Consider the following 13,307-nt stretch of genomic DNA (forward strand, 5'->3'; position numbering starts at 1 on the left):
GGGATCAGGCAGCATGGGCGGCTCCGGGCAGACGCTCGGCCAGCGGCGAGTGCGGGTCGAGCAGGGCGGTGCGGATGAAGTGCAGGTAGCTTTCCAGGCGGCGCAGCGGCGAGCTGGCGAAGTGCGGCGCGCGCGCCTCCGGGGTGCGCCGCACGGCGTCGATGGCCCGCTCGACCCGAGCCAGCGCCTGGCTCAGGTGCGCCGGCGTGGGCCGCGCGAACAGCCGCACCAGCGCCGCGGCGAGGGCGTCGAAGGCCAGCCGCCAGCTGGTGCCCGCGGCGTAGCTGGACTCGTCGGGCAGCGCGGCCTTCTCCTGGCGCAGCTCGATCACCGCGTGGCCGATCTCCAGCACCAGGGTCATCCAGCGCAGCAGGTCGCGCTGCACCGCGGGGTGGCCGGCGGCGAGGTCGTGGGCCTGGGTCAGCAGGTCGCGGGTGGAGCTGTCGAAGCGCGCGGGCAGCCCGGCGAGCGGCGCACGCACCGCATGCACCACGCGGCGGCGCAGGTCGCGCTCGAGGTGGCGCCACATCCACGGCCGGTTGGGCGGCAGCACGCAGGCCATCACCACCGCCACCAGCAGCTGCGACAGCACCAGGGCGATGTAGTTGTTGAGCAGGCTGGCCGGGTCGTGAACGGTGAAGTTGGCCGGGAGGGTGCCGAAGCCGAACAGGATCAGCAGGCCCAGGCCGTAGCCGGCCCAGCGCGGGCGGGTGACCAGGTACAGGCCGAACAGGAACACCGGGGCCAGCGCCAGGGCGAGCATGGGGAAGCCGCCGATGCGCGGGAATAGCAGGAAGCTCTCGACGAAGCCGAACAGGGCGGCGAGGAAGGTGCCGCCGGCCATCTGCAGGGCCATGCGCGCCGGATTGGCCGAGGCCGAGCACAGGGAGCCGATGATCACCGCGGTGATCAGGAACATGTGGCCGCTGGGCCAGGCGCTCTGCAGCCAGAGGGCGCTGCCCAGGCCGATCAGCAGCAGCATGCGCAGGGCGGCGACGCCGACGGCCAGGCGGTTGGCGCGTGGCGCGAAGCGCTCGCTCCCGCGCTCGCGCTCATGGCGGGCCGGCGCCAGCGCGGCGTGGGTCTGCGCGTAGTCGTGCAGGTCGTCGGCGAGGCGGTAGAGCAGCTCGGCGGCGGTGTCGAAGTCCAGGCGCAGCGGGCTGTCCGCGGGCAGCCCGCCGAGGCCGGCGCGGCACTGGCGGATCAGCGGCAGCAGCCGCGCGCGGTAGTCCTCCAGCTGCGTGGCCAGTTCGGCGGCGCCGCGTTCGTCCAGCGTCCGCTGCTGCCAGGGGGCGAGCAGGCCGCTCAGGCTGTCCAGGCAGGGGACGAAGGCGTCCAGGGCCAGGCTGGCGCCCTGGCTGCGCAGGCGCGCGAGCAGCTGCTGCAGGGCGTGGAAGCGGCTGCCGATGGCCATGAAGTCGTGGTTCAGGCGGCTCAGGCGGCCCATGCGCAGGGCGAGCTGCGGGTCGTCGTAGCCGCTCATGCTGCGCAGGGTTTCCAGGCGCACGGTCTGCGCGGCGAGGCGCGCCTGGGCGGCCTCGAGGGTGGCTCGGTCGCCGCCGTGCAGGTGGGTCACGGCCAGCGCGGCGAAGTCGCCGAAGCGCCGGGCGACGGCCTGGCGCATGGCGCTGCCGGTGCTCTGCGGCAGGATCGCGGCGCTGAACACCGAGCAGCACAGCACGCCCAGGCCGATCTCCAGCACCCGCCACAGCGCCTGGATGAAGGCGGTCTGCGGATGCTGGATGGCGGTGAGGCTGACCAGGGTGGCGGTGTAGCCGGCCAGCAGGCAGCTGTAGCTGCGCAGGTCGCGGTAGCGCGCCGCGCCGGCGGTGCACAGGGCGACCCAGAGCGCCATGCCGCCGAGGAACAGCACCGGCTCCTGGTTGAACAGGGCGATCAGCGGCAGCATGGCCAGCAGGCCGATCACCGTGCCGAGCAGGCGGTGCAGGCTCTTGGCGATCACCTGGCCGCTCTGCGGCTGCATGACGATGAACACCGCCATCACCGCGGTGCTCGGCTGCGGCATGTCCAGGCGCATCGCCAGCCACAGGGTGGTCAGCGCCGCCGCCAGCATCTTGAAGATGAAGATCCAGCAGAGGCCCTCGCTGCGCGCCCACACGGTCAGGTCGTCGCGCAGGCTCATCGTGAGCCGGCTCCGGCAGACAGCACCGGCACGCGGCGCGGTTCGAGCAGGCGCTCGGCGGGGCCGTGCTGCGGGTCGAGCAGGCCGCCGCCGAGGGCGGCCATCAGCTCGGCGTGGGCGGCCAGGCGCGCCGCCCACACCTGCTGCTGCACGCGCTGCTGGGCGAACAGGCGGGTCTGCGCCTCGAGTACGGCGAGGTAGTCGGTCAGCCCGCCGCGCCAGGCCTGTTCGGCGATGCGCCAGCTGGCTTCGGCGGTGGCGGTCGCCTCGGCGGCCAGGCGCTGCTGCTCGTCCAGCGAGCGCAGGCGGATCAGTTGGTCGGAGATCTCGCGCAGCGCGCTGATCAGGGTCTGGTTGTAGCGCGCCACCGCGGCGTCGTAGGCGGCGCTGGCGGCGCCCAGCCGGCCGCGCCGGCGGCCGCCGTCGAACAGCGGCAGGGACAGCGCCGGGCCGATGCTGCCGCCGAGCTTGCCGGCCTGCAGCAGCGCCAGTGCGCCGCCGCCCACCGCGCCGAAGCCGAGGCCGGCGACCAGGTCGATGTTGGGATAGAAGTCGGCGCGCGCCACGTCCACGCCGCTGGCGCGCGCGGCCACCTGCCAGCGCCGGGCGACCACGTCGGGACGCCGGCCGAGCAGGTCGGCGGGCAGCACCGCCGGCAGGCTCGGCTGGGCGGTGAGCTGCAGGTTCGGCCGCTGCAGCTGGGCCGCCGCACCGGGACCCTGGCCGGCGAGGGCGGCCAGTTGGTTGCCGGCCAGGGCGATGCGCGCGTCCAGCTCCGCGATCTGCCGGCGGGTCTCCGGCAGCGGCGCGCTGGCCTGGCTGACCTCGAAGGCGGTGCCCAGGCCGCCGGCCAGGCGGCGGCGGGCGAGGGCGAGGATGTGCTCCTGCTGGGCCAGGGTGGCTTTGAGGATGTCGCGCTCGGCATGGCGCAGCGCCAGCTGCACGTAGACCAGCACGATGTTGCGCTCCAGCTCCAGTTGCACCACCCGGCCCGCGGCGGCGCTGGCGTAGGCGGCGTGCCGGGCGCCCTCGCTGGCACTGCGCTCGCGGCCCCAGAGGTCGAGGGCGTAGCGCAGGCCGAGGCCGGCGTCGCCGTTCCAGTGGCTGCTGCCGGCCAGCGCGCCGGGGCCGTGCAGGGCGTCGTCCGGCCAGTGCTGGCGCCTGAGGCTGGCGCTGGCGCCGAGCTGCGGCGCCTCGGCGGCGCGGGTCACCTCGGCCAGGGCCATGGCCTGGCGCACGCGCGCCTCGGCCTCGTCCAGGCTCGGGCTGTGCTCCAGGGCGCGGGCGATCCAGGCATCGAGCTGCGGGTCGTGGTACTGCTGCCACCAGCTTTCCCGCGGCCAGCCGGCCTCGCGCCGCGCCTGGGCGAGGGCGGCGCCGGGGCTCAGGGTGTTGGCGTCCAGGCGCGCCTGCTGCGGGGCGATGCCGCCGGTGCTCATGCAGCCGCCTAGGACGAGCGCGGAGGCGAGCAGGGCGCCGGCGAGGCAGGTGCGAGAAGACAAGGCGGGAGATCCTGGCGAAAACGGGGAAACGCGGCGGGAAATGCGGCAACCGGATTCTAGGGAGGCGGCTGGCAGTGGATAAATCGTGGTGGCGGAGAAGCTCAGTTGTGCCGTCCGTAACAATGCGGCGGCTGGCCGGGGTGGCCTTTTGCCGGCCGCACTGATCCGGCGCAAGATGGAGCGGCGCGCCGCCCGCTAGGCTGCGCGTCCGCAATCGCTCGCAGTGGGGGCAGCAGATGACGCAGACATCCTCGGTGGTGGCCGGCTGGCTGGCCGCGGTGACCCGCACCCTGGAGGCGCTGGGGGTGGACGCCGACGCCCTGCTGGCCGAGGCCGGCGCCGATCCGGCGGCCAAGTACGCCCAGGAGGCGCGCTTCTCCTCGGCGCTGACCCGGCGCTTCTGGCCGCTGGCGGTGGCGCGCACCGGGCATGCCGACATCGGCCTGCACGCCGCACGCTTCGTCTGCCCGACCACCTTCCACGCCCTCGGCTTCTCGCTGTGGGCCAGCAGCACCCTGCTGGAGGCGCTGGAGCGCATGGTGCGCTTCGCCGCGCTGCTCAACGACGGCGCCGACCTGACCCTGGAAGCCGAGGGCGACGCCTTCCGCTTCCGCATGCTGGTGCAGGAGATCGACGGCCAGCCACAGATCGCCCCGGAAGGGGTGGACTACTTCCTCGGCGCGGTGAGCAAGCTGCTGCAGGACATGCGCGGGCCGAGCTTCGCGCCGCGCGCGGTCAGCCTGATGCGCGCGGCGCCGGCCGATCCCGCGCCCTGGCGCGAACACTTCGCCGCGCCGGTGCAGTTCGCTGCGGAAGGCAACAGCCTGCTGCTGGACGGCGCCGAGCTGCAGCGCCCGCTGCCCACCGGCAACCCGGAGCTGGCGCGGCAGAACGACCGTCTGGTGGCCGAGTACCTGGCCCGCCACCAGTTGCTCAACCCGGCGCTGCAGGTGCGTGCGCGCCTGCTCGAGCTGCTGCCCGGCGGCACGGCGAGCCTGGAGGCGGTGGCCGCCGAGCTGGGCAGCAGCCCGCGCACCCTGCAGTACCGCCTGGCGCGCCAGGGCACCTCGTTCAGCGAGATCCTCGACGAGGTGCGCGCCAGCCTGGCGCGGCGCTACGTGCAGCAGTCGCAGCAGCCGTTCAGCGCGCTGGCCTACGCGCTGGGCTTCTCCGAGCCGAGCCACTTCAACCGCGCCTTCAAGCGCTGGACCGGCGAGACGCCGAGCCGCTACCGGGCGCGGCTGCGCCCGGCGGCTGGCGAGGGTGCCGGTCCCCTGTAGGGGCGAATTCATTCGCCTTTACGGGACTTTTTGGCGAATTAATTCGCCCCTACAAGTCGCTGGCCACTCGCGCAGCGATCTTCTAGCGATGCACCGATCGGCAGGTAATCGCTGCGCGAGTTACCTACCCTACGGATAGCCTCTGCATGCAGAAGGTTGCGCGTAAAGGCTAGTCTTTTGCCGCCAGCGGCAATGCTCTCCCTGCGGCCTGTGCGGATACTGGACGCACCAGGCGCCACTCCGGCGCCAGTCCCCGAGACCACAACAAGAGGAAGCCGCCATGGGTGAGATCGTTCTGGCCGCCAAGGTCACCCACGTCCCGTCGATGTTCATCTCCGAGCAGCCCGGCCCGCACCACGGCTGCCGCGCCGCCGCCATCGCCGGGCATCGTCGTCTGGGCGAGCTGGTCCGCGAGCTGGCGGTCGACACCATCGTGGTCGCCGACACCCACTGGCTGGTCAACGCCGGCTACCACATCAACGCCAACACCGACTGCTCGGGCCTGTACACCAGCACCGAGTTCCCGCACTTCATCCGCGACCTGCCCTACGACTACGTCGGCGACGCCGAGCTGGGCGACGCCATCGCCGCCGCGGCCTGCGCCAACGACGTGTTCACCCGCAGCCACACCGACGTGCCGTCGCTCGGCCTGCAGTACGGCACCCTGGTGCCGCTGCGCTACATGGGCATCGACAAGAGCGTGAAGATCGTCTCGATCGCCGCCTGGCTGTACGACGCGCACCTGGAAGACTCGAAGACCATGGGCGAGTCGATCCGCCAGGCGGTGGAGGCTTCCGACCGCCGGGTGGCTTTCCTCGCCAGCGGCTCGCTGTCGCACCGCATCGCGCCGAACCGCGAGGTCAGCGACCACCTGCAGAAGATCAGCCGGCCGTTCAACAAGCAGGTCGACCTCAAGGTGATGGACATGTGGCAGCGCGGCGACCACGCCGACTTCCTCGACATGCTGCCGCAGTACGCCCGCGACTGCGACGGCGAGGGCGGCATGCACGACACCGCGATGCTCTACGGCCTGCTCGGCTGGAAGAACTACCAGGGGAAAGCCGAGGTGCTCACCCCGTACTTCGAGAGCTCGGGCACCGGGCAGTGCAACGTGCTCTTCCCGCTCGTCTGAGGCGGGGGCGGGAAGAGCGAAGGGCGCCGTTCGGCGCCCTTCGTCGTTTCAGCGGTGCAGCGCCTTGGGGCGGAAGGCGCAGTGGCCGGGCTTGGGGCCGATCCGCGGGTGGTTGCGGCAGGTGTCCGGGCGGTTGGCGTAGACCGTGCACAGGCGGGTCTTCTGGTCCAGGTACAGGCAATCGCCGCTGGAGTGCTGCTCCAGGATGAAGATGCCGGACTTCTGGTTGAAGCGGCCGACGATGCCGTCCTTCATCAGCCGCTTGGCGATCTGCCGGGGCGGCTCGCCGGCCTCGAACTCGTCGACCACGCCGAGGCGGATCAGGTCCTTGAGGCGCACCTCCACCGGCAGGCTGCAGCAGGTGGCGCGGCAGTCGTGGCACATGTCGTTGCCGCTGAACTTGATCCAGGTTTCCAGGCGCTCGGGATCGGCGCCGACCAGCAGGTGTTTGCTCATTGGGGGGTCGCAGGGTGGCAGGGCGGAAGGCGCGCGATGATAAGCAGACGGCGGCGCGCCTGCAGCTGTTTTTGTCGTCCGGCGGTCGCCTGGATGGGGCCGGATTGACGCGTGGCATGAGGCGGCGGCGGCCGAGTCGGGTTAAAATGCCGGCATTTTATCCTGCCCCACCCTCGGAGCCGTCCATGTCCCGCGTTACCCTCAGTCGCTACCTGATCGAAGAGACCCGCAGCAACCACACCCCGGCCGACCTGCGCTTCCTCATCGAAGTGGTGGCGCGCGCCTGCAAGGAGATCAGCCACGCGGTGTCCAAGGGCGCGCTGGGCGGCGTGCTGGGCAGCGCCGGCAGCGAGAACGTGCAGGGCGAGGTGCAGAAGAAGCTCGACGTGCTGTCCAACGAGATCCTGCTGGAGGCCAACGAGTGGGGCGGCCACCTGGCCGGCATGGCCTCCGAGGAAATGGACAACGCCTACCAGATCCCCGGCCAGTACCCGAAGGGTGCCTACCTGCTGGTGTTCGACCCGCTGGACGGCTCCAGCAACATCGACGTCAACGTCTCGGTCGGCACCATCTTCTCCGTGCTGCGCTGCCCGGACGAGTGCGACAACAGCTGCGACCTCGGCGAGGAAGCCTTCCTGCAGCCGGGCACCCGCCAGGTGGCCGCCGGCTACGCCATCTACGGCCCGCAGACCATGCTGGTGCTGACCCTCGGCAACGGCGTCAAGGGCTTCACCCTCGACCGCGAGCTGGGCAGCTTCGTGCTGACCCACGAAGACATCCGCGTACCGGAAAGCACCGCCGAGTTCGCCATCAACATGTCCAACCAGCGCCACTGGGAAGCCCCGGTGCAGCGCTACGTCGGCGAGCTGCTGGCCGGCAAGGAAGGCCCGCTGGGCAAGAACTACAACATGCGCTGGATCGCCTCGATGGTGGCCGACGTGCACCGCATCCTCACCCGCGGCGGCGTGTTCATGTACCCGCGCGATGCCCGCGAGCCGGACAAGGCCGGCAAGCTGCGCCTGATGTACGAGGCCAACCCGATGTCGATGATCATCGAGCAGGCCGGCGGCGCGGCGACCAACGGTGTGCAGCGTATCCTCGATATCCAGCCGACCTCGCTGCACCAGCGCGTGCCGGTGTTCCTCGGTTCCAAGGAAGAGGTCGAGCGCATCACCGGCTACCACCAGGGCTGATCCGCGTTCCGCTCCCGGCAGGGCTGCGTCCCTGCCATCCCCGACGCCGGCCCCGTGCCGGCGTCGTGCCGTCCGGCCGGAACGCGGCGGCGCTTTTGCCGTCCAACGCAGGGTTGGCGGGCGGCGCCTGTGCCATGCTTGCCGCCCTTTCCCCGTTCAGGAGTTCCCCGATGTCGCTGCGTTCCTTCGCCCTGCTCGCCTGCTGCCTGCTGCTGGCCGCCTGCAACAAGGTCAACCAGGAAAACTTCTCCAAGATCCGCCCTGGCATGAGCAAGGCCGAGGTCGAGCAGCTGCTGGGCGCGCCGACCGAATGCGCCGGCGCCCTGGGCTTCACCAGCTGCTCCTGGGGCAAGGAGCAGGGCGCCTTCGTCAGCATCCAGTTCGGCAACGACAAGGTGCTGGTGTTCTCCGGCAAGGGACTCAAGTAGTCCTCAGCCGCGGATGTACTGCTCCAGCTGCTGGATCAGCTCGTCCTGCTCGGCGAGGGCCTCCTTGACCAGGTTGCCCACCGACAGCATGCCCAGCAGCTTGCCGTCGTCGATCACCGGCAGGTGACGCAGGTGGCCGCGGCCCATCAGACGCAGGCAGTCGCGGGTGGTCTGCGCCGAAGTGACGCTGATCACCGGCGAGGCCATGATCGCGCTGACCGGGGTGGCCACCGACGAGCGTCCCTGCAGCACCATCTTGCGCGCGTAGTCGCGCTCGCTGACGATGCCGACCACCTGCTCGCCTTCGGTGACGATCAGCGCCCCGATGTTCTTTTCCGCCATCAGTTGCAGGGCCTGCAGCACCGTCGCCGTGGGCGCGATGGTGTAGATGTCCTGGTTGGGCTTGGCGCGGAGCATTTGCGCGACTGTTCTCATGCGTCCTCCTGGTCTCGGTTCCCTGGCCCGGCGCGGGTGCGGCCAGACACAAGCAGTATGTAACCGATAGTCACGTTGCGCGCACCTGTGCGGATGTTGCCGGATGTGCCCGGCCGTCACCGTCCTGTCACGGCGGACGCCTACAACACGGACAACGCCCCGCCCGGCGGGCGGGCACCGATCAGCAAGGAGTCGCGATGCGCGAGGATTTCCGGCAGTTCCACGCGGCGCTGGCCGCCCACGACGACCAGTCGATCAACCCCAGCGCCAACCCCACCCTCGACCAACTGGTCGACCGCGGCCGGCGCAACCTGCTCAAGGGCGGCCTCGGCCTGGCCGCGCTGAGCCTGTTCGGCGGCCTGCTCGGCAGCCGCGCGGCCTTCGCCGGCTCCGGCCTGCTCGGCTTCCAAGGCGTGCCGGTGCAGACCGCCGCCGACTTCGACCGGGTCGTGGTACCGCCGGGCTACACGGCGCGGGCGTTCTTCTCCTGGGGCGATGCGGTGCTGGCCGATGCGCCGGCCTGGCGCCCCGACGCCGGCGACGACTGGCAGGCGCAGCTCAGGCAGGCCGGCGACAACCACGACGGCATGCACTTCTTCCCCTTCGCGGAGGCACCGGAGCGCCACGGCCTGCTGGTGATCAACCACGAGTACGTCAACCCGACCCTGCATCCTGCCGGCATGACCTTCGAGGACGGCAAGCGTCCGCTGGCCGAGGTGAAGAAGGAGCAGGCGGCCCACGGGGTCAGCATCATCGAGGTGCGCCGGGACGCCGCCGGCCACTGGCAGCGGGTGCTGCCCTCGCGCTGGAACCGGCGCATCTCGGCGCTGACGCCGATGACCATCGGCGGTCCGCTGGCCGGCCACGAGCTGATGCGGACCGCCGCCGATCCCGAGGGGCGGGAGGTGCTCGGCACCCTCAACAACTGCTCGATGGGCGTCACCCCCTGGGGCACCTACCTGGCCTGCGAGGAGAACTGGCACAACTACTTCGTCAACCGCGATCCGGCCGACTTCGCGCGGCGCGTGGCGCACCGTCGCTACGGTATCTCGAACGGCGCGCAGAGCAAGGTCTACGCCTGGGAAAGCGCCGACCCGCGCTTCGACGCCACCCCCGATGCCGGTCAGCCCCACGGCGGCCAGGTCAACGAGCCCAATCGCTTCGGCTGGGTGGTGGAGATCGATCCCTTCGACCCGGACAGCACGCCGGTCAAGCGCACCGCCTTCGGGCGTTTCAGCCGCGAGTGCGCGGTGCTGTCGCTGGGCGAGGGCGGGCGCATGGCCTTCTACTCCGGCGACGACGCCAAGGGCGAGTACGTCTACAAGTTCGTCCCGGCCGGGCGCTTCGATGCGGCCAACCCCGGGGCCAACCGCGACCTGCTCGACGAGGGCACCCTGTACGTCGCCCGCTTCGACGCCGACGGCACGGGGCGCTGGCTGGCGCTGGTGCACGGCGACAACGGACTGACCGCGGAACACGGCTTCGCCAGCCAGGCCGAGGTGCTGGTCAACGCCCGCGCCGCCGCCGACCGGGTCGGCGCGACGCCGATGGACCGCCCGGAGTGGGTGGCGGTGCATCCGGTGAGCCGCGAGGTCTACGTCACCCTGACCAACAACGACGCGCGTGGCGAGGCGCAGCCGCTGGATGCGGCCAACCCGCGTCGGGAAAACCTGCACGGGCAGATCCTGCGCTGGAACGAGGCAGGTGGCGATCCGACCGCCACCGAGTTCCGCTGGGAGCTGTTCCTGCTCGCCGGCGAGCGACCGGGGGCGCAGGACGCGGAGGGCCAGGCGCTGCCGGCGCATCTGACCGGCACGATCAACGGCGACATCTTCTCCTCGCCGGACGGCCTGGCCTTCGACGGCGCCGGGCGGCTGTGGATCCAGACCGACTACGGCGACGCCGAGCCGGCCATGCAGGCGATGGGCTGCAACCAGCTGCTCTGCGCCGACCCGGCGAGCCGCGAGGTGCGCCGCTTCCTGGTCGGCCCGCGCGGCTGCGAGATCACCGGCATCACCTGGAGCCCGGACTACCGGGCGATGTGGATCAACGTGCAGCACCCGGGGCTGAGCTACCCGGCCAGCGACGGCAAGAGCCGGCCGCGCTCGACCACGGTGCTGGTGACCCGCGACGACGGTGGAATTATCGGCGCCTGAAAAGCGCGAGGCGGGACATGCGCCGGCATGTCCCGCCCCGTGGGTCAACTGCGCGGAGTTAGAACAGGCCGAGGCTGTGCAGGAACATCAGCGCAATCGCCAGCGGGGTGATCCAGCGCACCGCCAGCCACCACAGCCCGAAGGCGCCGGACTGCTCGAGGCCGAGTTCCTGCGCGGCGACGGTGCGCTGCAGCGCCCAGCCGGTGAACAGCACGGTGAGCAGGCCGCCGAGCGGCATCATCAGGTTGCTGGTGAGGAAGTCGAGGGCGTCGAAGAAGTTCTTGCCCAGCAGGGTGACCTCGCTCCAGGCGTTGAACGACAGCACCGAGCCGAGGCTCAGCACCCACACCGCCGCGCCGCTGAGCAGCACCGCCTTGACCCGGCCCATGCCGAAGCGCTCGCCGAGCCAGGCGATGGCCGGCTCGATCAGCGAGATGGTCGAGGTCAGTGCGGCCAGCGCCAGCATGATGAAGAACAGCCCGCCGACCAGCGCGCCCAGCGGCATCTGGCCGAAGGCGATCGGCAGGGTGACGAAGATCAGCCCGGGGCCGGCGCCCGGCTCCAGGCCGTTGGCGAACACCAGCGGGAAGATCGCCAGGCCGGCGAGCAGGGCCACCGCGGTGTCGGCCAGCGCGACCATCAGCGAGGTGCGCACGATCGAGGTGCCGGCCGGCAGGTAGGAGCCGTAGGCCATCATCGCGCCGCTGGCCAGGCTCAGGGTGAAGAAGGCGTGGCCGAGGGCCACCAGCACGCCCTTGCCGGTCAGCTTGCTGAAGTCGGGGGCGAACAGGAACTCCACCGCCTGCTGGAAATACCCGGTGGTGGCGGCGTAGCCGACCAGCACCAGCAGGATCAGGAACAGCCCCGGCATCATGAAGCGCAGCGCGCGCTCCAGGCCGTCGCGCACGCCGAGCGCGACTATGCCCAGGGTCACCGCCAGCACCAGGCTGCCGTAGCCGGCGAGCTGCCACGGATCGGCGAGCAGGGCGTTGAACAGCGCGCCGCTCTTGTCGCCGTCCAGCCCGGCGAAGCCGCCGCTGAACGCCGCCGGGGTGTAGGCCAGGGTCCAGCCGGCGATCACCGCATAGAAGCTGAGGATCAGGAAGCCGGTGAGCACCGCCATGCTGCCGATGCGCCGCCAGTGCTTGCTGGCGCCGGCCTCGCGGGCCACCGCGGCGATGGCGCCCTCGGGGTTGGCGCGGCCACGGCGGCCGATCATGAACTCGGCCATCAGCAGCGGGATGCCGATGGCCAGGATGCACGCCAGATAGACCAGCACGAAGGCGCCGCCGCCGTTCTGCCCGGTGATGTAGGGAAACTTCCATATGTTGCCCAGGCCGACTGCCGAGCCGGTGGCGGCGAGGAAGAATACCCAGCGCGACGACCACAGGCCGCGACCGGCCTCGCTGCGGATGGAGCCGGCGATGGCGCCGGCGGCGATGCTCTCTTGACTCATGGGGCTTGCCCTCATTGTTTTTGTAGTGGGTCAGGGAAAGGGGGCGGGCAACCGCCCCCGTACATCAGCGGCCGGCCTGCAGGCGCTCGCGCGCCAGGCGGTCGGCGACGGCCGTGGTGGTGGCGCCCTCGGCGTCGGCGCGGGCGAAGATCTCCGCCAGGGTCGCGCCGATGCCGTCGAGGTGGGCCCGCAGCTCGGCGGGGGTGGCGTCGCCGCGCTGGAAGGCGACGTCGATGATGCCGCCGGCGTTGATCGCGTAGTCCGGCGCGTACAGGCAGCTGCGGCTACGCAGCTCCTCGGCCAGCTCCGGGCTGGCCAGCTGGTTGTTGGCGGCGCCGGCGATCACCGGCGCGCGCAGCGCCTCGAGGCTGTGCGGGTTGACGATGGCGCCGAGGGCGCAGGGGGCGAACACGTCGACGTCCAGACCGTAGATGTCCTGCTGGCGCACGGCCTGGGCGCCCAGCTCGTCGACCGCGCGCTGCACGTTGGCGGCGACGATGTCGGTGACGAACAGCTCGGCGCCGGCTTCCCTGAGGTGGCGGGCGAGGCCGAAGCCGACCTGGCCGACGCCCTGGATCGCCACCTTCAGGCCCTTGAGATCGTCGCGACCGAGGCGGTGGCGCACGGCGGCCTTGAGGCCGACGAACACCCCGTAGGCGGTGGACGGCGACGGATCGCCGTTGAAGCCCTCGCGCACGCTGGCGCCGGCCACGTGGCGGCTGCGCTCGGCCATCAGGCGCATCTCGGCCACCCCGGTGCCGGAGTCGGCGGCGGTGATGTAGTGCCCGCCGAGGCTGTCGACGAAGTTGCCCATCGCCCGGAACAGCGCGTCGCTCTTGCCCTGCTGCGGATGGCCGATGATCACCGCCTTGCCGCCGCCGAGCGGCAGGTTGGCCAGTGCCGACTTGTAGGTCATGCCGCGCGACAGGCGCAGCACGTCGCGCAGCGCTTCCTCGTCGCTGGCGTAGGACCACATGCGGCAGCCGCCGAGGGCCGGACCCAGGGTGGTGTCGTGGATGGCGATGATGGCCTTGAGGCCGCTGGCTTGGTCGTGGCCGAAGACGACCTTCTCGTGCTGGTCGAACTCGCAGTGGGAAAACACGGACATCGGGGCACCTCGGGTTTC

Annotated in this window: 11 protein-coding genes; 5 read left to right on the forward strand and 6 right to left on the reverse strand. The window is 71.3% G+C overall.

The window, feature by feature from the left end; translation table 11 throughout:
• Window positions 1–4: 4 nt before the first annotated feature.
• Both SK095_RS18145 and SK095_RS18150 read right to left on the reverse strand, forming a co-directional pair.
• Window positions 5–2,143, reverse strand: coding sequence for an FUSC family protein (locus SK095_RS18145; RefSeq protein WP_320547067.1), 2,139 nt, complete (start codon window positions 2,141–2,143; stop codon window positions 5–7).
• The gene (locus SK095_RS18150) at window positions 2,140–3,645 is read right to left on the reverse strand and encodes an efflux transporter outer membrane subunit (protein ID WP_320547068.1); all 1,506 of its coding nucleotides are present in this window, start codon (window positions 3,643–3,645) and stop codon (window positions 2,140–2,142) included. The genes SK095_RS18145 and SK095_RS18150 overlap by 4 nt, the downstream gene beginning before the upstream one ends.
• 236 nt (window positions 3,646–3,881) lie before the next feature.
• Here SK095_RS18150 and SK095_RS18155 point away from each other — a divergent pair, with 236 nt between their 5' ends.
• Together SK095_RS18155 and hpaD are read left to right on the forward strand one after the other, a co-directional pair.
• Entirely contained in the window at window positions 3,882–4,925 is a 1,044-nt protein-coding gene (locus tag SK095_RS18155; protein WP_320547069.1) for an AraC family transcriptional regulator, read from the forward strand.
• A gap of 280 nt (window positions 4,926–5,205) precedes the next feature.
• Window positions 5,206–6,057: a 3,4-dihydroxyphenylacetate 2,3-dioxygenase gene (hpaD, locus tag SK095_RS18160; protein ID WP_320547070.1), complete on the forward strand. Its 852-nt coding sequence runs from the start codon at window positions 5,206–5,208 to the stop codon at window positions 6,055–6,057.
• Between the two features lie 48 nt (window positions 6,058–6,105).
• Here the strand turns inward: hpaD and SK095_RS18165 are convergent, their stop codons facing one another.
• Window positions 6,106–6,513 (reverse strand): YkgJ family cysteine cluster protein, encoded by a 408-nt coding sequence (locus SK095_RS18165; protein WP_136490871.1) that lies wholly within the window; start codon window positions 6,511–6,513, stop codon window positions 6,106–6,108.
• A 185-nt stretch (window positions 6,514–6,698) separates the two neighbouring features.
• Here SK095_RS18165 and SK095_RS18170 point away from each other — a divergent pair, with 185 nt between their 5' ends.
• Together SK095_RS18170 and bamE are read left to right on the forward strand one after the other, a co-directional pair.
• Window positions 6,699–7,706: a class 1 fructose-bisphosphatase gene (locus tag SK095_RS18170; RefSeq protein WP_136490870.1), complete on the forward strand. Its 1,008-nt coding sequence runs from the start codon at window positions 6,699–6,701 to the stop codon at window positions 7,704–7,706.
• A 170-nt stretch (window positions 7,707–7,876) separates the two neighbouring features.
• Window positions 7,877–8,134, forward strand: a complete 258-nt coding sequence (gene bamE / locus SK095_RS18175) for an outer membrane protein assembly factor BamE (protein WP_136490869.1) — start codon at window positions 7,877–7,879, stop codon at window positions 8,132–8,134.
• 3 nt (window positions 8,135–8,137) lie between these two features.
• Here bamE and SK095_RS18180 read toward each other — a convergent pair whose 3' ends face one another.
• A complete protein-coding gene (locus tag SK095_RS18180; RefSeq protein ID WP_320547071.1) occupies window positions 8,138–8,569 on the reverse strand; it encodes a CBS domain-containing protein in 432 nt (143 codons plus the stop codon).
• Between the two features lie 197 nt (window positions 8,570–8,766).
• Between SK095_RS18180 and SK095_RS18185 the strand changes: the two genes are divergently transcribed.
• The gene (locus tag SK095_RS18185) at window positions 8,767–10,725 is read left to right on the forward strand and encodes a PhoX family phosphatase (protein WP_320547072.1); all 1,959 of its coding nucleotides are present in this window, start codon (window positions 8,767–8,769) and stop codon (window positions 10,723–10,725) included.
• Window positions 10,726–10,783: 58 nt separating this feature from the next.
• Here the strand turns inward: SK095_RS18185 and SK095_RS18190 are convergent, their stop codons facing one another.
• Together SK095_RS18190 and SK095_RS18195 are read right to left on the reverse strand one after the other, a co-directional pair.
• Window positions 10,784–12,181, reverse strand: coding sequence for a sodium-dependent transporter (locus SK095_RS18190; protein WP_320547073.1), 1,398 nt, complete (start codon window positions 12,179–12,181; stop codon window positions 10,784–10,786).
• Between the two features lie 64 nt (window positions 12,182–12,245).
• Window positions 12,246–13,289, reverse strand: coding sequence for a Leu/Phe/Val dehydrogenase (locus tag SK095_RS18195; RefSeq protein ID WP_320547074.1), 1,044 nt, complete (start codon window positions 13,287–13,289; stop codon window positions 12,246–12,248).
• Window positions 13,290–13,307 lie beyond the last annotated feature (18 nt).

This window comes from Pseudomonas sp. AN-1 (assembly GCF_034057115.1).
In the GTDB taxonomy this organism is placed as follows: Bacteria; Pseudomonadota; Gammaproteobacteria; order Pseudomonadales; family Pseudomonadaceae; genus Geopseudomonas.